This is a genomic window from Streptomyces sp. NPDC001678 (assembly GCF_042892945.1).
In the GTDB taxonomy this organism is placed as follows: domain Bacteria; phylum Actinomycetota; class Actinomycetes; order Streptomycetales; family Streptomycetaceae; genus Streptomyces.
Genome location: NZ_JBIAUP010000007.1, coordinates 44,593 through 61,650, shown reverse-complemented (window position 1 = coordinate 61,650; position 17,058 = coordinate 44,593). Strand labels below are relative to the sequence as shown.

The 17,058-nt window shown below is 74.9% G+C and carries 21 protein-coding genes; 10 read left to right on the top strand and 11 right to left on the bottom strand.

All coding sequences use genetic code 11. The annotated features are described in order from the left end of the window. The first annotated feature begins 8 nt into the window (after positions 1-8). From ACFYZR_RS16865 to ACFYZR_RS16855, 3 genes are read left to right on the top strand one after another with little or no spacing between them, the layout of a single operon-like run. Positions 9-581, top strand: a complete 573-nt coding sequence (locus ACFYZR_RS16865; protein WP_391910818.1) for a hypothetical protein — start codon at positions 9-11, stop codon at positions 579-581. A gap of 15 nt (positions 582-596) precedes the next feature. Continuing rightward, complete coding sequence (locus tag ACFYZR_RS16860) at positions 597-782, top strand: helix-turn-helix transcriptional regulator (protein WP_391911329.1); 186 nt, start codon at positions 597-599, stop codon at positions 780-782. A 10-nt stretch (positions 783-792) separates the two neighbouring features. Then, a complete protein-coding gene (locus ACFYZR_RS16855) occupies positions 793-1,206 on the top strand; it encodes a VOC family protein (RefSeq protein ID WP_391910816.1) in 414 nt (137 codons plus the stop codon). Between the two features lie 82 nt (positions 1,207-1,288). Here ACFYZR_RS16855 and ACFYZR_RS16850 read toward each other — a convergent pair whose 3' ends face one another. The 5 genes from ACFYZR_RS16850 to ACFYZR_RS16830 all read right to left on the bottom strand — a co-directional run bounded on the left by ACFYZR_RS16850 (position 1,289) and on the right by ACFYZR_RS16830 (position 6,485). Further along, positions 1,289-1,804: a MarR family winged helix-turn-helix transcriptional regulator gene (locus tag ACFYZR_RS16850; protein ID WP_391910814.1), complete on the bottom strand. Its 516-nt coding sequence runs from the start codon at positions 1,802-1,804 to the stop codon at positions 1,289-1,291. A 94-nt stretch (positions 1,805-1,898) separates the two neighbouring features. Next, the gene (locus tag ACFYZR_RS16845; protein ID WP_391910812.1) at positions 1,899-3,410 is read right to left on the bottom strand and encodes an FUSC family protein; all 1,512 of its coding nucleotides are present in this window, start codon (positions 3,408-3,410) and stop codon (positions 1,899-1,901) included. Between the two features lie 21 nt (positions 3,411-3,431). Further along, positions 3,432-4,469, bottom strand: a complete 1,038-nt coding sequence (locus ACFYZR_RS16840; protein WP_391910810.1) for an acyl-CoA dehydrogenase family protein — start codon at positions 4,467-4,469, stop codon at positions 3,432-3,434. Continuing rightward, positions 4,466-5,614 carry an acyl-CoA dehydrogenase family protein gene (locus ACFYZR_RS16835; protein ID WP_391910808.1) on the bottom strand — a complete coding sequence of 383 codons (1,149 nt, stop codon included), beginning with the start codon at positions 5,612-5,614 and terminating at the stop codon, positions 4,466-4,468. The genes ACFYZR_RS16840 and ACFYZR_RS16835 overlap by 4 nt, the downstream gene beginning before the upstream one ends. A 1-nt stretch (position 5,615) precedes the next feature. Further along, positions 5,616-6,485 carry an enoyl-CoA hydratase gene (locus tag ACFYZR_RS16830; protein WP_391910806.1) on the bottom strand — a complete coding sequence of 290 codons (870 nt, stop codon included), beginning with the start codon at positions 6,483-6,485 and terminating at the stop codon, positions 5,616-5,618. A 45-nt stretch (positions 6,486-6,530) separates the two neighbouring features. Here ACFYZR_RS16830 and ACFYZR_RS16825 point away from each other — a divergent pair, with 45 nt between their 5' ends. Genes ACFYZR_RS16825 through ACFYZR_RS16815 form a run of 3 tightly spaced genes read left to right on the top strand, consistent with a single transcriptional unit; the run spans position 6,531 to position 9,126 of the window. Continuing rightward, entirely contained in the window at positions 6,531-7,331 is an 801-nt protein-coding gene (locus ACFYZR_RS16825) for an SDR family oxidoreductase (protein ID WP_391910804.1), read from the top strand. A 14-nt stretch (positions 7,332-7,345) separates the two neighbouring features. Beyond that, positions 7,346-7,960 (top strand): TetR/AcrR family transcriptional regulator, encoded by a 615-nt coding sequence (locus tag ACFYZR_RS16820; RefSeq protein ID WP_391910802.1) that lies wholly within the window; start codon positions 7,346-7,348, stop codon positions 7,958-7,960. Between the two features lie 8 nt (positions 7,961-7,968). Further along, positions 7,969-9,126: an acetyl-CoA C-acetyltransferase gene (locus ACFYZR_RS16815; protein ID WP_391910800.1), complete on the top strand. Its 1,158-nt coding sequence runs from the start codon at positions 7,969-7,971 to the stop codon at positions 9,124-9,126. Between the two features lie 6 nt (positions 9,127-9,132). On the opposite strand, the gene ACFYZR_RS16810 is transcribed toward ACFYZR_RS16815, so the two are convergent. Further along, positions 9,133-9,573 carry an Lrp/AsnC family transcriptional regulator gene (locus ACFYZR_RS16810; protein ID WP_391910798.1) on the bottom strand — a complete coding sequence of 147 codons (441 nt, stop codon included), beginning with the start codon at positions 9,571-9,573 and terminating at the stop codon, positions 9,133-9,135. A gap of 79 nt (positions 9,574-9,652) precedes the next feature. Between ACFYZR_RS16810 and ACFYZR_RS16805 the strand changes: the two genes are divergently transcribed. Both ACFYZR_RS16805 and ACFYZR_RS16800 read left to right on the top strand, forming a co-directional pair. Then, positions 9,653-10,402, top strand: a complete 750-nt coding sequence (locus tag ACFYZR_RS16805; RefSeq protein ID WP_391910796.1) for an AzlC family ABC transporter permease — start codon at positions 9,653-9,655, stop codon at positions 10,400-10,402. Further along, on the top strand, positions 10,395-10,724 hold the full coding sequence (locus tag ACFYZR_RS16800; protein WP_391910794.1) for a branched-chain amino acid transporter permease: 330 nt from the start codon (positions 10,395-10,397) through the stop codon (positions 10,722-10,724). Before ACFYZR_RS16805 ends, ACFYZR_RS16800 begins: the two co-directional genes overlap by 8 nt. A gap of 87 nt (positions 10,725-10,811) precedes the next feature. Here the strand turns inward: ACFYZR_RS16800 and ACFYZR_RS16795 are convergent, their stop codons facing one another. From ACFYZR_RS16795 to ACFYZR_RS16775, 5 genes are read right to left on the bottom strand one after another with little or no spacing between them, the layout of a single operon-like run. Next, entirely contained in the window at positions 10,812-11,663 is an 852-nt protein-coding gene (locus tag ACFYZR_RS16795) for a hypothetical protein (RefSeq protein WP_391910792.1), read from the bottom strand. After that, positions 11,663-12,733 carry an NAD(P)H-dependent flavin oxidoreductase gene (locus ACFYZR_RS16790; RefSeq protein WP_391910790.1) on the bottom strand — a complete coding sequence of 357 codons (1,071 nt, stop codon included), beginning with the start codon at positions 12,731-12,733 and terminating at the stop codon, positions 11,663-11,665. Before ACFYZR_RS16790 ends, ACFYZR_RS16795 begins: the two co-directional genes overlap by 1 nt. Before the next feature lie 30 nt (positions 12,734-12,763). Beyond that, complete coding sequence (locus ACFYZR_RS16785) at positions 12,764-13,531, bottom strand: CoA-transferase subunit beta (protein WP_391910788.1); 768 nt, start codon at positions 13,529-13,531, stop codon at positions 12,764-12,766. Then, positions 13,528-14,397 carry a CoA transferase subunit A gene (locus ACFYZR_RS16780; protein WP_391910786.1) on the bottom strand — a complete coding sequence of 290 codons (870 nt, stop codon included), beginning with the start codon at positions 14,395-14,397 and terminating at the stop codon, positions 13,528-13,530. Before ACFYZR_RS16780 ends, ACFYZR_RS16785 begins: the two co-directional genes overlap by 4 nt. Beyond that, a complete protein-coding gene (locus ACFYZR_RS16775; protein ID WP_391910784.1) occupies positions 14,394-15,155 on the bottom strand; it encodes an enoyl-CoA hydratase family protein in 762 nt (253 codons plus the stop codon). Before ACFYZR_RS16775 ends, ACFYZR_RS16780 begins: the two co-directional genes overlap by 4 nt. Positions 15,156-15,238: 83 nt before the next feature. On the opposite strand from ACFYZR_RS16775, the gene ACFYZR_RS16770 reads away from it, so the two are divergent. After that, positions 15,239-16,033: an SDR family oxidoreductase gene (locus ACFYZR_RS16770; protein WP_391910782.1), complete on the top strand. Its 795-nt coding sequence runs from the start codon at positions 15,239-15,241 to the stop codon at positions 16,031-16,033. Beyond that, positions 16,030-16,989 (top strand): SDR family oxidoreductase, encoded by a 960-nt coding sequence (locus tag ACFYZR_RS16765; protein WP_391910780.1) that lies wholly within the window; start codon positions 16,030-16,032, stop codon positions 16,987-16,989. Before ACFYZR_RS16770 ends, ACFYZR_RS16765 begins: the two co-directional genes overlap by 4 nt. The last annotated feature ends 69 nt before the right edge of the window (positions 16,990-17,058 follow it).

Sequence of the window (17,058 nt, the reverse complement as noted above, 5' to 3'; positions counted from 1 at the left end):
GGCGAGGTATGGAGAAGCGGCGCGCGGCCGCCGCCGCGGCGCTGTGCGGCGCCATCGCGGGCGTCCTGGCCGGGTGCGGCGTCGAGCCCACCGACGTCATCGAGGTGGGACAGCCGGCGCAGGGCGCGAAGCAACCCGGCGCCCCCGTGCGGGAGGTCCGGTTGTACTTCGGCTTCCCCGGTGGCCTCGAACCCCGCTCCCGGCCCGCCGCCGGCGAGGTCGGCGCGGAGGAGGCGGTGGTCCTGCTGCTCCAGGGTCCCAACGAGGCCGAGCGGATGCAGGGCCTGTTCACGGACCTGCCGAAGGTGCCGCAGGGCTCCGTCGGCGTGGTCACGCTCCCCGGCACCGTGACCATCCGGCTGCCGCTGGACCCCACCCGCTTCAGCGCCATCGCCCGCAACCAGCTCGTCTGCACGGCCTCCCACAACGGCGTGCCCGACGACCGCCGGCCCGAGGACGTCAAGGTCGACCTCCAGGGCAACGGCAAGACCCTGAGGAACCTGGTCTGCGACAACGAGCTCCTCACGCCCCGGGTCGGCAGCAGCCCCGCCCCGGCCGCCTCGATCACGCCCGCGCCCTGACCGCCGTGCGGTGCACTGGCCCGCGTCGCGCTCATGTCGTCCGGGCACTTCTCCCGCGGCTTCCGCGCCGCGTTCGGCGAGAGCCCGAGCGCGTACCGGGCCCGCCGCCACGAGGCGGGCGCCGGAATCCCGGCGTGCGTGGCCAAGATCTGCACACGGCCGCTCAGGATCGGAGAAGCGGATCCGGCCGTCGCCTCGTAGCGTCGAGGGCATGACCATCAAGCTTTCCCAGTGCTTCATCGCCGTCGACGACCACGACAAGGCCCTCGCCTTCTACCGCGACATCCTCGGCCTGGAGGTCCGCAACGACGTCGGGTTCGAGGGGATGCGCTGGGTGACCGTCGGGTCGCCCGCGCAGCCGGACGTGGAGATCGTCCTCGAACCGCCGCTCGCCGACCCCAACGCCTCGCCCGCCGACCGGCAGGCCATGGCGGAACTGCTGGCCAAGGGCCTGCTGCGCGGCGTGATCTTCTCCACCGACGACTGCGACGCCACCTTCGAGCGGATCCGGGCCGGCGGCGGCGAGGTCCTCCAGGAGCCGGTCGACCAGCCCTACGGCGTCCGCGACTGCGCCTTCCGCGACCCGTCCGGCAACATGCTCCGCTTCACGCAGCCGCGCCCGTAGGGGCGCGGGGCAGTGCCGTCATGCGGCTACCGCCGCGTGGGCGCGACCAGCCACGGACGGCCCGCAGGTGTACGACGGCCGCTCAGGGCTGGAGCCCACCCAGCCGCCCTTCAAGATGGACGAGCAGCGCGGCAAGCGTGTCGGCGAGCTCGTCCTGCCGGTCCTTGCCGAGGCCCGCGAGGAGCGCCTGTTCGTAGTCCAGCTGGCGCGGGATCAGTATGTCGATGAGCTCCCGGCCGGAGTCGGTCAGCGACAGGTGGGCCACCCGCCGGTCGCGGCCGTCCGGGCGGCGCGCGACCAGGTCGCGCTCTTCCAGCACCCGCAGCCGCTTGGTGACGGCCGCGCCCGAGGCGAACGTCTCCCGGGCGATCTGCCCGGGCGTCAGCTCCCGGCCCGTGCGCCGCAGGGTGCCCAGGATGTCGAACTCCGCCCGCGTCAGCCCCTCGCGCACCAGCGGGGCGTCCGTGGCCTGCTGAAGCAGGGCCGCGCACCTGTTGAGCCTGCCGATCACGGCCATCGGCGCGGTGTCGAGTCCGGGATGGACCTGCTGCCACTGGCGCAGCACGCGCGCGACGATGTCCTCGGCGTCCTCGGCCACAGTTCTCGATCCTCTCCAGTCGGTGTTCCCCGGTAGATTCTGCCGCGCGGGGCGCGGCCGGATCCGTCGAGGCCCGCCGGAGGGCCGTGTGCCGTCAGCCGGCGGCGGACGGCGCGGGGGTGTGGAGGGCGGCCAGGGCCCGGTGCCCCTCGCGCTCCTCGTGGGCGGCCCGTGCGGCGATCCGCGCCTCGGGCAGCGCGTGCCGCCGCCGCTCACCGGCCGCGACGTCCACCGCCGCGCGCAGCTCCAGCAGCGCCGCGCCGAGCCGCTCCCGGGCGCGGGCGGCGTCCTGCGTGCCGGTACGGGCGTCGCGGACCTGGAGGAGAGCGTCCTCCACCCGGTTCATGGCCCGGCCGTCGGCGAGCACGACGCACACCAGCACCCCGATCACCACGCCCCCCACCGTGTCGGCGCCCCGGTCCGCCATCGTCCCGCCCGCCGGGTGCGCCCCGGCGAACTCGCCCAGGAGCAGGGCCATCGGCGTCACGAACACGCTGCCCAGCCAGTAGTTCCGGGCGATGGTCGCCTCCGCCGCCACCTGGAGCGCGAGCGCGACCGCCACCATGACGACCTCACCCGCGCGGGCGACGGGCAGCAGCGCGGCGAACAGCGCCAGCCCCACGACATTGCCGATCACGCGTTGGGCGCCGCGCTGCCACGACGCGGTGGCATGGGCCTGGACGACGGACGCGGCGGCGACGACGGCCCAGTGGGGATGGGTGCTGCCCAGCGCGAGGGAGGCCCACCCGGCGAGGGCGGCGCCGAGCGCGACGCGGGTCGCGGCCAAATACAGCCCGTCCGGCGTTTGAGGACACCGCGCGTCAGCGCGGAACGGGGGCCCGGGGGCGAAGCCCCCGGCATCGGGAAGGGGCGGGACCGGGGAATTCCCACGGCGCAGCTCCCGCGCCACCTCCCGCAGCCGTTCCGCCTCCGCCTCCGACGCCCTCTCCGCCCACGCCACGAGCGCCGCCAGGGCGGGCTCGCCCGCACACGCCCGGTGTGCCGCCTCCGCCGTCACCAGCACCGCGTGCCGGTCGCCCCGGGCCGCCGCCTCCAGGGCCCGTGCCACGGCGATCCGCTCCGGCCCGCGCGGCCGGACGAGGCCCGGGGCCATGCAGATCAGCCAGGCCAGCGCCCCGCTCGCCGCGACCAGCCCCAGATGTCCGGGCACCTCCGCCGCCCGCTGCGGGACGAAGAACGCCGTCGACGTGACGAACGTCAGTACCACGTTCCCCGGCGGTCCGATCCGCGCCGCGTCGCACACGGCCTTGTGGACCGCCGCGACGAGCGCCGCGAGCAGGACCAGTAGCGGGGCCGAACGGACGAGAGCGGCGCTGGTCAGGGCCACGCCCATGCCCGCGACCGCGCCCAGGACCACCCAGGCCAGCGTCCGGGCGCGCCGGGCGTAGGGCCGGTCGTGCCCGTACAGCGCGCAGAGCGCGCCGGCGGCGGTGTAGAGGGCGAGGTCGAGGCGGCCGAGCGCGAGGAGCGTCACATCGGGGACGGCCATCGCGGCGGCCGCGCTCAGCGCGGGCCGGGGCCAGATGTCCGCCGCCGGCCTCAGCCGGACCAGACCGCGCAGGGGCAGGGGAGGGAGCTTCACCATACAAAGACATTAGCAGGTGTTTTACTCGCGAAAGAGTTGGGAGGGGAGTTCCAGGACCTCCCGGCGGCAGTCCTCCGGCGACCCCCACGCCTGCCGCAGCGCCCGCGCCTTGCCCAGCCACAGCGACAGCTCGTAGTCGGACGTGTAGCCGATCGCGCCGTGCACCTGGAGCGCCGTGCGTGCCGCCGCGTACGCCGCGTCGCAGGCGGCCGCCTTGGCCGCCGCCACCTCCGCCCGGACCCCCGGGGAGCCCGCCGCGAGGGCCACGGCCGCGCCGTACAGCAGCGGCCGCGCGAATTCCAGGCCGATCAGCACGTCCGCCAGCCGGTGCTTGACCGCCTGGAACGAGCCGATCGCCGCACCGAACTGGACGCGCCGCCCGGCATGGGCCACCGTCCGGTCGAGAAGCGCGTGCCCCACCCCGAGCGCCTGCGCGGCGGTCGCGAACGCCGCCCACAGGTGCGCGTGCGCGGTCGCCTCCCGCACGGCGGGCCCGGCCGCCAGCCGCTCCCCGCCCGCCGCCGGGACGGCCAGACGCCGCGCGGGGTCGACGGACGGCAGGACCGGCCCGTGGCCCGGCGCCAGCCACAGCCCGGCCGCCGCGTCCCCGGCACCGCTGGTCACCACGAAGACCGCGTCCGCCGCGTCCGCGTCCAGCGCGTACGGACCCGCTGCCGGCGCCGCCAGAGTCACCCGTGCCCGGCCCGCGCACACCCTCGGCAGCCACTCCTTCGCGGGTGCCGCCTCCCCGGCCTCCGCCAGCCGCGCCAGCAGGGCCGTCACCGCGACCGTCTCCACCAGCGGGCCGGGCACGCAGTGCCGGCCCAACTCGACGAAGGCGACCCCCAGTTCCACCGGCAGCGGCCCCACCCCGCCGAACGCCCCGGGCGCCGCCAGCGTGAACACGCCCGCGTCCGCCGCCCGGCGCCACAGCGCCCACCCCGGCCCGTGCTCGCCGCGCGCCCACGCCCGTACCGCCGAGGGCGTGTCCGCCGCCGCGAACATCCGGTCCAGCGAACGCCCGAAGGCCGTCTGCCCGTCGTCCAGCGCGAACCTCATCCCCGGCGTCCCTTCGGCAGTCCCAGCAGCCGCTCCGCGATCACATCCCGCTGGATCTCGTTCGTCCCGGCGTAAACAGGCCCGGCCAGGGCGAACAGCCAGCCCTGCGCCCAGGTGCCGTCCGAGAGTTCACCCTCCGCGCCCAGCAGATCGAGGGCCGTCTCGTGCAGCGCGAGATCCAGCTCCGACCAGAACACCTTCGTCAGGCTCGCCTCCGCCCCCGACGGCGGACCCGGCCGCGACGCCTGCGCGTAGGCGTACAGCCGGTACGCCCGCGCCCGGATCACCGCGTCCGCGACCCGGTCCCGCAGCGCCGCGTCACCGGGACCGGGACCGGCGGCCGAACGCCACAGCTCCACCAGCCGACCGGCCGCCGCCGTGAACCGGCCCGGGGCGCGCAGCGCCGTCCCGCGCTCGCTGCCCGCCGTGCTCATCGCCACCCGCCAGCCCTGCCCCGGCTCCCCGACGACGTCCTCGTCGGGCACGAAGACCTCGTCCAGGAAGATCTCGGCGAAGACGGGCTTACCGTCGAGACGCCCGACGGGCCGTACGGTCACCCCGGGCGCGTCCAGCGGGAACAGCGCGTACGTCAGCCCCCGGTGCGGACGGTCCGCACCGGGATGGCTGCGGAACAGCCCGAAGGCCCGGTCCGCGAACACCGCCCGCGATGACCACGTCTTGTTCCCGCTGAGCAGCCACCCGCCGTCCGTGCGGACGGCGACGGAGCGCAGCGCCGCGAGGTCGGAGCCTGCCTCCGGCTCGGACCACGCCTGGGCCCAGACCGCCTCGCCGCGCGCCATCGGCGGCAGGATCCGGGCCCGCTGCTCCTCGGTGCCGTGCGCGAGAAGGGTGGGGGCGAGCAGGGCGACGCCGTTCTGGGAGATCCGGACGGGCGCGCCCGCCGCGTGGTACTCCTCCTCGAAGACCAGCGACTCCACGGGCGAGGCGCCCCGGCCCCCGTAGACGACCGGCCAGGAGACCGCCGACCAGCGGCCCTCGTACAGCGTCCGCTCCCACGCCCGGTGCTCGGCGAAGCCCCGCGCGGTCTCCGGCGGTTCGAGGGGGACGGCGGGCACGTGCTCCGCCAGCCAGGCCCGCACCTCCGCGCGGAAGGCGGTCTCCTCGGGAGTGAGGTCGAGGTCCACCTCAGGACTCCGCTCTCGTGCTTCCGGCGTCTTTCATGCTCCTGGCGTCCATCCCGGCGAGCGGATCCCCGGACGTCTCCGCGTTGTGCGCGTGCGCGAGGTGGTGGAGGGCGAAGGCCGCATCCAGGCCGCTGTGCAGCCCCTGGAGGTCCTCGGCCTGATTGACCGCCCGTTTCGTCAGCGCCAGGCCCATCCGGGGCATCCGGGCGATCCGCCCCGCCAGGGCACGGGTCTCGGCGGCCAGCCCGTCCCGCGGCACCACACGGTTGACCATCCCCACCTCGTACGCGCGCCGCGCGCTCATCCGGTCGCCGGTGTAGAGGAGTTCCTTGGCGATCCGGGGCGGCATCACCCACGGGTGGGCGAAGTACTCGACGCCGGGGACGCCCATCCGTACGACCGGGTCGGCGAAGAACGCGTCCTCGCTCGCCACGATCAGGTCGCACACCCAGGCCAGCATCAACCCGCCCGCCACACACGCCCCTTGCACGCTCGCGATCAGGGGTTTGGGCAGCTCGCGCCAGCGCCGGCACATCCCGAGGTACACCTCGGACTCGCGGGCGAACCGCTGCTCGGCGCCCGGCTTGCCGCAGTGGTCCCACCACAGCCCGGCCCGCCGGGGGAACGGCAGATGCGCGTCACGGCCGGGCGAGCCGATGTCGTGCCCCGCCGAGAAGTGCTCGCCCGCCCCGGCCAGGACGACGACCCGGACGTCGTCGTCGGCCGCCGCCTCGGCGAAGGCCGCATCCAGGGCGTAGGTCATCGTGGAGTTCTGCGCGTTGCGGTACGCGGGCCGGTTCATGGTGACCGTCGCGACGGGGCCGTCGCTCTCGTAGCGCACGACAGGGTCAGTGGTCGGGTCAGTGGTCATCAACCATCCTTCCCTAACAAGTGTTTGGTAGGTTAGCGTGGGGCCATGAGCAGCGTCGAGAGCTCCGGCCCGCCGCCCCCGCCACCCGGCCACGACCTGCTGACCGGCCGCACCGCCGTCATCACCGCCGCCGCCGGCACCGGCATCGGCGGCGCCACCGCCCGCCGCTTCCTGGAGGAGGGCGCGAACGTGGTCCTGGGCGACGCCCACGCGTCCCGCCTCGCACATGTGGTGGAAGGACTCGCGGGGGAGTTCGGGGCGGACCGCGTCTCCGGGACGCCCTGCGACGTCACCGACGAGGCCCGCGTCGCCGCCCTCCTCGACCTCGCCGAGGAACGCCACGGCACCCTCGACGTCCTCGTCAACAACGCGGGCCTCGGCGGCACCGCCGAACTCGCCGACATGACCGACGACCAGTGGCACCGGGTCCTCGACACCACCCTCACCGGCACCTTCCGCTGCACCCGCGCCGCCCTGCGCCGGATGCGGGCGCGCGGCACCGGCGGTGCCGTCGTCAACAATGCCTCCGTCCTCGGCTGGCGCGCCCAGCGCGGCCAGGCCCACTACGCCGCCGCCAAGGCCGGCGTCATGGCCCTCACCCGCTGCGCGGCCCTGGAGGCCGCCGAGATCGGCGTACGCGTCAACGCCGTCGCCCCCAGCCTCGCCGCCCACCCCCACCTCGCCCGGGTCACCACCCCGGAGCTGCTGCAACGGCTCGCGGAACGGGAGGCGTTCGGCCGCGCGGCCGAGCCCTGGGAGGTCGCCAACGTCATCGTCTTCCTCGCCAGCGACTACTCCTCGTACATGACCGGGGAGACCGTCGCCGTCAGCAGCCAGCGCGCGTGAACGACAATGGCACCGTGCCGACCAGCAAGAAGACCACCCCCGACAAGGCGGCCCCCGCGCGGCGCGCCGAACTGCTCGCCACGGCCGCCGAGGTCTTCGCCGAGCACGGCTACCGGGCCACCACCGTCCGCCGGATCGCCGACGAGGCGGGCATGCTCGCCGGAAGCCTCTACTACCACTTCGACTCCAAGGAGTCGATGCTCGACGAGATCCTCACCGGCTTCCTCGACGACCTGTGGGCCCGCTACGACGCCGTGCTCGCCGCCGGGCTCGGCCCCCGCGAGACCGTCACGGAGCTCGTGACCGAATCCTTCCGCGAGATCGACCGCCACCGGGCGGCGGTCGCCCTCTACCAGAGGGAAACCCCGCACCTCGCCGAGAACCCCCGCTTCTCCTACCTCGCCGACTCCCGGCGGAGGTTCGAGGAGATGTGGCTGGGCGTCCTCCGGCGCGGCGTGGCCGACCGGTCCTTCCGCGCCGACCTCGACATCCGCCTCGCCTACCGCTTCCTGCGCGACACCGTCTGGGTGGCCGCGTCCTGGTACCGGCCCGGCGGGACGCACAGCCCGGAGGAGATCTCCCGGCAGTACCTGTCCATGGTCCTGGACGGCATCGCCCCACGACCCTAGGAGTCGTCATGGCCGAAGCGTTCATCGTCGAAGCGGTACGCACCCCCGTCGGCCGCCGCGGCGGCGGCCTCGCCACCGCCCACCCCGCCGACCTGGGCGCCCACGTCATCGCCGAACTGATCCGGCGCACGGGCGTCGACCCGGCGGCCGTCGACGACGTCGTCCTCGGCTGCCTCGACACCGTCGGGCCGCAGGCCGGGGACATCGCCCGCACCAGCTGGCTGGCCGCCGGCCTCCCCGAGGAGGTCCCCGGCGTCACCGTCGACCGGCAGTGCGGCTCCGGCCAGCAGGCCGTCCACTTCGCCGCCCAGGCCGTGCTCTCCGGCACCCAGGACCTCGTCGTGGCGGGCGGCACCCAGAGCATGTCGCAGATCCCCATCGGCTACGCCTTCCACCGGGCCGCCGAGCCCCTCGGCCTCACCCGGGGCCCCTTCGCCGGCTCCCACGGCTGGCGGGCCCGCTACGGCGACCGGCCCGTCAACCAGTTCCACGGCGCCGAGATCGTCGCCGACAAGTGGGGCATCACCCGCGAGGCGATGGAGGAGTACGCGCTGCGCTCCCACGAACGGGCGGTGCGCGCCGCCGACGAGGGCCGTTTCACCCGGGAGACCGTGCCGTACGGGGACGTGACGGCCGACGAGGGCCCGCGCCGCGATACGTCCCTCGCCCGCATGGCCGCCCTCGAGCCCGTCGTCCCGGGCGGGCGGCTGACCGCCGCCGTCTCCTCCCAGGTCTCGGACGGCGCCGCGGCCCTGCTGATCGCGAACGAACGCGCCGTCCACGACCACGGGCTGACGCCCCGCGCCCGGATCCACCACCTCTCCGTGCGCGGCGAGGACCCCATCCGCATGCTCACCGCCCCCATCCCGGCGACGGCCCACGCGCTGCGCCGGGCGGGCCTGGGCGTGGCGGACATCGACCTCTTCGAGGTCAACGAGGCCTTCGCCCCCGTGGTCCTCGCCTGGATCGAGGAGACGGGCGCCGACCCGGACCGCGTCAACGTCAACGGCGGCGCGATAGCGCTCGGGCACCCGCTGGGGGCGACGGGGGCGAGACTGATGACGACGCTGGTGGGGGAGCTGGAGCGGGTGGGCGGGCGCTTCGGATTGCAGGTGATGTGCGAGGGGGGCGGGCAGGCGAACGTGACGATCGTCGAGCGTCTGTGAGAGCCCTCAGTCGTCCGTCTTGATCTTCTTCATGACCAGGTGGGAGTCGACCCGGGTGACGGCCCGCAGCCCGATCAGCTTGGTGGTCAGGAACGTCTCGTACGCCGCGTGGTCCTCGACGGCGACGCGGATGAAATAGTCGGGCCGGCCGAAGAGGCGGTGGAACTCGACGACCTCGTCGTAGGAGGCGATCGCGGACTCCAGCTCCTCGACCGTCTGGAGGTCGTTGACGCCGATCTCCACGGCGGCCATCACCTCGAAGTTCCGGCCGGCCGCCGTCGGGTCGATACGGGCCCGGTAGCCGGTGATGATCCCCTCGTCCTCCAGGCGCTTGACCCGGCGCAGACAGGGCGGCGGCGTGAGGCCGACCCGTTTGGCCAGCTCGACGTTGGTCAGACGACCGTCCTGGCGCAGATGGAACAAAATTTCCCGGTCAGTGCTGTCCATGTAATAAAGTTTCCCACAGCGCAGAATCAAAGGAATGATCGGAAACCAAATTACGCGGCGAAAAACCTAAAATTGCCGCATGAACGCCCCGCCGGACGTGGCCATGGGCCGCGAGCACCAGGACACCACCGCACCCCCTCCCACCACGTCCGACTTCCGGTCGGCCCTCAAGGACTCCAGCTCCGTGGGCCTGGCCCTGTTCCCGCTGGGGATAGCCTTCGGCGTGCTCGTCGTCCACGCGGGGCTGGCCTGGTGGTGGGCGTCCGCGATCACCGCCTTCGTGTACGCGGGCTCGCTGGAGTTCCTCCTCGTCGGCCTCGTCGTCGCGGCGACACCGCTGGCCCAGGTCGCGCTCACGGCGTTCCTGGTGAACTTCCGGCACGTCTTCTACGCCCTGTCCTTCCCGCTGCACCGCGTCAGGAGCCGTGCCGGCAAGGTCTACAGCACCTACACGCTGACCGACGAGGCCTACGCCCTGACCACCGGGGAGTCGGCGCACAGCTGGAGCGGCCGGCGGATCGTCTGGCTCCAGGCGCTGTGCCAGGTCTACTGGGTCGCCGGCGCCACCCTCGGCGCGCTCTTCGGCGCGCTGGTCCCCGCGGAACTGGCCGGTCTGGACTTCGCGCTGACCGCCCTGTTCGTCGTCCTGGCCGTCGACGCCTACCTCGCCAAGCGCGACATCCCCACCCCCGTCCTCGCCCTGGTGTGCGCGCTGGTGGCCCGTTTCGTGCTGCCGGGGCAGATGCTGCTCGCCGCGCTGGGCCTGTTCACCGCCGGGCTCCTGGCCCGCCGCGCCTTCGCGCCGCGAGGGGAGACGGCCCGTGCCTGACAACACGGCCTACGTCGCCGCCGCCGTCGCCATCTCCGCCGCCGTCACCTGGGCGCTGCGCTGCCTGCCCTTCGCCGCGCTGGCACCCCTGCGGGCGAGCGACACCCTGCGCTACCTCAGCGTGCACATGCCGGTCGGCGTGATGGTGATCCTCACCGTGTACACCCTCCGCGACGTCTCCCTCACGACCGCCCCACCCGTCGCCCTGGCCCTCGCAGCCACGCTCGGCCTCCACCTGTGGCGCCGCAACGCGGTGCTGAGCGTACTGGGCGGCACGGCGATTCATGTGGCCTTGGCGAGCACGGTCTTCAGTCACGGCTGAACGAATTCAGCCCGTCCGGCGCTTGAGGACCGGGGGTCCGGGGGCGGAGCCCCCGGGAAACGGTGAAAGGGCGGGACCGGGGCCTCCCTACTCCTGCCCACCCCGGGGCAGCCCGATCGGGTTCGGGAACCGCAGCGCTCCCGCACACGCCGCCGCCAACGGCGCGAGCAGCGCACGCGGTTCCTCGGTGTCGAGCCCGGCCCAGACCCGCCCCGCCGCACGATCCGTCGCCTCCTCCGCCACCGCGAGAACACGTCGGCCCTCGTCCGTCGCCGTGCCCCCGGGCTCCAGCAGCCCCCTCTCCACCAGCCGCGCCCCCGCCGCCTCCCACTCCTCGTCCGTCCAGCCCCGATAGGGCTGAAGCTCCGAGCGCGGCACGTCGATGCCCGACCGCAGCACCAGCGCCTCGCAGCCGTCGAGCCCGGCGGCGACGAGGGCCGCCACATGGCCGTCGCCCCGGTGCTCGCGCAGCAGCGTCGCCGCGTGCCACAGGCGCTCAAGAGGGTCGTCGGGCCAGGCCGTCGCCGCGTTCGCGGCGGACAGGACGCGCCCGCCGTGGTCCAGCCGGAGCGCGACGTCGGCGAGCAGCCGCCCCGCCCGTGCCGCCTCCTTCTCCCGGCCCGCCAGCAGCCGTTCCAGCGCCGCCCGCGCTCCCGCGCGCCGGATCTCCAGGGCCCGCGCGGGCGGGGTGATGTCCCAGACCGACGGCAGCGCCCGGGCGACCGTCCCCGGCGCGAAGCCGAAGAACGCCGCCGTGACCGGCTCCGGGCCCACCGGCCCGAGCGGTGCCGCCCGTCCGGCGAAGTAGCCGCGCCGCCAGCCCCGCAGGCCCGCCTCCTCGAAGGCGGTCAGCGCCTCCGGGGCGAAGTAGGTGACGGCGTGGACGGGTTCGAAGAGCTTCCACATCTCACGGGCCGCAGCGCCAGCCGTGTCGTTCATTACCCGGACCTCCGATCATCCGCCAGGTGGCGGCCCAATCCTCGCAGCACCCCCTCCGCCTCCGCCATGATCCGTTCGATCAGCGCCGCGCAGGAGGGCAGGTCCTCGATGACCCCCGCCACCTGCCCGGCGGCCATCACCCCCAGGTCCGTACGGCCGTCGACCATCGCCGCCTTCAGCAGCATCGGCGTGTTCGCGGCCAGCAGCACCCGGCCCCAGCCGAGTTCCCCGCCGTGCCGCAGGGCCCGCCCGTCGCGCAGCATCTGGCGCCACGTCATCCCCGACAGCGCCCGGAACGACGCCGCGTGCCGCACGGCCCGGACGAGCGAGACCGTCCGGCCCGCGCGCTCCAGACCGGTGACGAAGGGGGTGCGCAGCATCCGGTGGGGGAGGCCGTCGACGCGATCGGTGACGGTGACGTCCTTGACGGACGCGGCGAGGTACGCGGCCTTCACGGCCGCCGGGACCGTGCTGTCGGACGTGAGCAGGAAACGGGTGCCCATGGCGATGCCCGCCGCCCCGTAGGCAAGGGCGGCGACCAGGCCCCGGCCGTCGCGGAAGCCGCCCGCCGCGACGACCGGGACGCCGACCGCGTCGATCACCTGCGGCAGCAGCACCGACGTCGCGACCTCGCCCGTGTGACCGCCGCCCTCGCCGCCCTGCACGATCACCGCGTCCGCGCCCCACGCCGTGACCTTCTCGGCGTGCCGCCGGGCGCCGACGGAGGGGATGACGACCACACCCGCGTCCTTGAGCCGGGCGATCAGCTCCCGTGAGGGGGCCAGCGCGAACGACGCCACCCGCACCCCCTCCGCCACCAGGATCGCCGCGCGTTCGGCGGCGTCGCCCGCGTCCGCGCGCAGGTTGACGCCGAAGGGCCGGTCGGTACGGGACTTCACCTCCCGGACGGCGGCCCGCAGCCGCTCCGGCGTCATGGTGGCCGCGCCCAGGATGCCCAGGCCTCCGGCGGCGGCGACGGCCGTCACCAGCCGGGGGCCCGCCACCCAGCCCATGCCGGTCTGCACGACGGGGTGCCGGACGCCCACGAGCTCGGTGAGGGCCGTCCTCACGCCCGTACCCCCCTCACGCCCGTACCCCCCTCACGCCTGTACCTCGCGGTCGCGCAGGCCGTCCGGGTCGACGACCTCCCGGATCAGCCGCAGTTCCTCCGCCGTCGGCTGCCGGGTGCGCGGCACGTCCGCCGGCACGTCGAGGGGGAAGCCGGTGGCCGCCCGTACCTCCTCGGCCGTGACGCCGGGGTGCAGCGAGCGGACCCGTAGCGTGCGCTCCGGCGTCTCGAAGTCCAGCACCGCGAGATCGGTGACGACGCGCCGGACGCCGTGGAAGCGCGTGGCGGCGGGCCCGGCGGCGGCCGCCCGGTCGTAGCCGACGCCGCAGACCATGTCGACGCGCTCGACCAGGACCCGGGGGGAGTGCCGGGGGATCCAGTAACTGACCGGATGGTTGAGGGAGTTGACGGGCGCGCCGCGCACGCCCAGCAGCTGCCGGCCGGGACGGCGGGCGTCGCCGCCGATGCGGCTGATGTTCTGGTTGCCGTACCGGTCGAGCTGGCTCGCGCCCATCATCACATGCCGTCTGCCCCCGGTGACCAGCGCCAGATGACGGCGGAACGGCAGCCAGCCCTCGACCACCCGCGCCGTGCGGCCCAGCGCCGGCACATCCGCGATCAGCATCGCCTCGCCGTCCGTCAGCAGCAGCTCCGGGGCGAACGTCAGCCGGGCCAGCCGGGCCCCGATCGTGGGGACCGTGCCCATCGGGCTCGCCAGGATCTCCCCGTCGCCGCGCCAGACCTCCGCGCACGCCACGGCGCAGACCTCGGCCCTGCTCGCGCCCACGGATCCCCTCATGACGCCGCCCGGGTGCGGAACGCCGCGACCGCCGCCCGGTACTCGGCCTCGTCGCCGGACAGGAAGCGCGCCACGAACTCCCGCCAGGCCGCCGGGTCGGCGGCGGCCCGCGCGTACGCCGCCTGGAACGCCTCGTCGCGCCCGTAGTCCGGCGCGCACGAGGTGAAGTGCGCGCCGCCCGGCGCCTCGACGACCCCGCTCACGCAGTGCCGCTGGACGAGCAGCGTCTGCGGCCCGCCCCCGTCGGCGAACTCCTCGCTGCCGACGATCCGTTCGCAGGAGACGTACGCCTCCTTGGCCGCCTCGCAGAACAGGTCGTCGAAGTACGGGTCCGGGCCCAGGTACTGGGCGTTGCCGCCCGCGTCCGCGCGGTTGAGGTGGACCAGGGCCGCGTCGAGGGCGAGCGCGGGCACGGCGACCAGCTCCTCCCCGTCCTCGTACGGCGAGGTGACCGTCCGCAGCTCCGGGTTGAGCGTCATGACGTCCGAGCCGAGCCCCGCCCGCACGGGCAGGAACGGCAGCCGGTGCGCGGCGGCCGTCAGGCCCCACATCACCATCGACTCGTCGAGCTCCACCAGCTCCAGCCCGCCCCGCTGCCGGGCGGCGCGGAAGTGCGGTTCGAGGGGGATCGAGTCGAGGGAGACGAAGGCCGTCACCAGCTTGCGGATCCGGCCCGCCGCCACCAGCAGGCCGATGTCCGGGCCGCCGTAGGAGACGACCGTCAGATCGGTCAGCCCGGCCCGCAGCACGGCCCTGACCAGCGCCATCGGTTTGCGGCGCGACCCCCAGCCGCCGATGCCGATCGTCATGCCGTCCGACAGGCGGGCCACGGCCTCGTCGGCGGTCATCCTCTTGTCGGCCGTCATGACCGCTCCCTTCCCGGCCGGCCGGCGGCGAAGGCGGCGCGGTGCCGGTCGCCGACGCCGCTGAGGGCGGCCTCGAAGGTGAAGCCCTGTTCGTAGCGGTAGCCCCGGCGGACGTCGACGGGGTCGATGCCGTTGAGCGCGGCCTTGGCCATGCGCAGCAGCGCGCCGTCCTTCGCCGCGATCTCCCGCGCCAGCTCCAGGGCCGCCCCGGCGAGCCCGGGCCGGGACGTGACGCGCCAGACCGAGCCGTGCCGGTGGAGCTCGGCGGCCGTGACGGTGCGGGAGGTGTAGAAGAGGGTGCGCATCAGGTGCTGGGGCACGAGACGGGAGAGGTGGGTGGCGGCGCCCAGCGCGCCCCGGTCGAGCTCGGGCAGCCCGAACACCGCGTCGTCGGCGGCGACGACCGCGTCGGCGTTGCCCACGAGACCGACGCCGCCGCCCAGGCAGTGGCCGTGCACGGCGGCGACGACCGGGACGGGGCAGTCGTAGACGGCGGAAAATGCCTCGGCGCAGGCGTGGTTGACGTCGACGAGGGCTTGGTGTCCCGGTGTGCCGATCAACTCCTTCAGATCCACACCGGCGTTGAAGCCGCGCCCGGTGGCGGTGAGCAGAACGCAGCGGGAGTCCGGGTCGGCGCCCGCCGCGCGGAGCGCGTCCGCCAGCGCGTACCAGCCGCTCACGGGCAGGGCGTTGACGGGTGGGACGTCCACGGTGACGACGGCGATGCCCGGTTCGGGGCGTGCGGTGGAGATGCCCATCGGCTACCTTTCCACCAAACGTTTGTTAGGTATCGGTCCGTTGTCGACGGTAGCAGCGGACCGTTCGCCGGGGGAGGCGTCGCATGAACGGAACTCCCGCACCGGAAGCGGACGGCCGCCGGGTCGTCCTCGTCACCGGCGGCACCCGGGGCGTCGGCGCGGGCATCGCGCGGGCCTTCCTGCGCACGGGCGCGGACGTCGTGGTGTGCGCCCGCCGGCCGCCCGACGGGCCGGTCGCGGCGGCGGGACGGACGGCCCGCTTCCACAGCGCGGACCTTAGGGAAACGGTGGCTGTCCAGGAGGTTTTCAGCTGGCTCGCCGCCGAGTACGGCCGGCTCGACGTCCTCGTCAACAACGCCGGCGGCACGCCCCACCGGCCGCTCGACGCGGCGGACCCGGCCCGGCACGCCCGCGTCCTGGAGCTCAACCTCCTCGTCCCCCTCGCCGTCTCGCTCGCCGCCCGCCCCCTGCTGCGGGCGCGGCCCGGCCCGGGGGCCGGCGCGATCGTGATGATCGGCAGCGTCAGCGGCACCCGCCCCTCGCCCGGCACCGCCGCCTACGGCGCCGCCAAGGCCGGGCTTGCGAACCTGGCCCGCACCATGGCCGTCGAGTGGGCCCCGCACATCCGGGTCAACACCCTCGTCCTCGGCATGGTCGCCACCCCGGCCGCGCGGGCGCACTACGGCGGCGACGCGGGCCTCGCCGCCGTCGGCCGGACCGTACCGGCGGGACGGCTCGCCGAGCCCGACGAGATCGGCGAGGCCGCCGTCTTCCTCGCCTCGGACCGGGCCGCCTACATCACCGGGGCCGGCCTCCTCGTCCACGGCGGCGGCGAGGCCCCGGCCTTCCTCGCCGCCGCCCATGGAGGGATGACATGACCGGGATCCGCATGACCGGGATCCGCACGACCGGGATCTGCGCGGGACGCGTCGCCGTCGTCACCGGCGCCGGCCGGGGCCTCGGCCGCGCCCACGCGCTGGCGCTCGCCGCCGAGGGTGCCCAGGTCGTCGTCAACGACCTGGGCGCGGGGCCCGGCGGCGAGGGCGCCTCGGCGGACCCGGCCCGGCTGGTCGTCGAGGAGATCCGCGCCCGGGGCGGCGAAGCCGTCGCCCACGGCGGCGACATCGCCACCGACGAAGGCGCCCGCTCGCTCGTCACCACCGCCCTGGAGACCTACGGACGCCTCGACGCGCTCGTCAACAACGCGGGGTTCCTGCGGGACCGCATGCTCGTCGGCCTCGGCGAGGACGACTGGGACGCGGTCGTCCGCGTCCACCTCAAGGGCCACTTCCTCCCCCTGCGCCACGCCGCCGCACACTGGCGGGCGCTGGCGAAGGAAGGGCGTACGCCCGAGGCCCGCGTCGTCAACACCACGTCCGGCGCGGGCCTGCTGGGCAGCGTCGGCCAGGCCAACTACGCCGCCGCCAAGGCCGGCGTCGTCGGCCTCACGCTCGTGGCCGCCGCCGAACTGGCCCGCTACGGCGTCCAGGTCAACGCCGTCGCCCCGGCCGCCCGCACCCGGATGACCGAACGGGTCTTCGCCGAGGCGATGGCCGCGCCGGAGGACGACGGATTCGACGCGATGGCCCCGGCCAACGTCTCGCCGCTCGTGGTCTGGCTGTCGTCGGCGGACGCGGCCGGCGTCACGGGCCGGGTCTTCGAGGCGGAGGCGGGCCGCATCACGGTCATGGAGGGCTGGCACCCGGGCCCCACGACCGACAAGGGCGACCGCTGGACGCCGGGCGAAGCGGGGAGGGCGGTACGGGGACTGCTGGCACGGGCGCGGGCGGAGGGGCCGGTGTACGGGGCGGGCCGGCCCGGACAAGGGCTGTGATCACCGCCACATCCGCCTCCTGTCACGCCCGCCGCCCGGGCGGTGTCCTCACGGTACGAGCCGCAACGA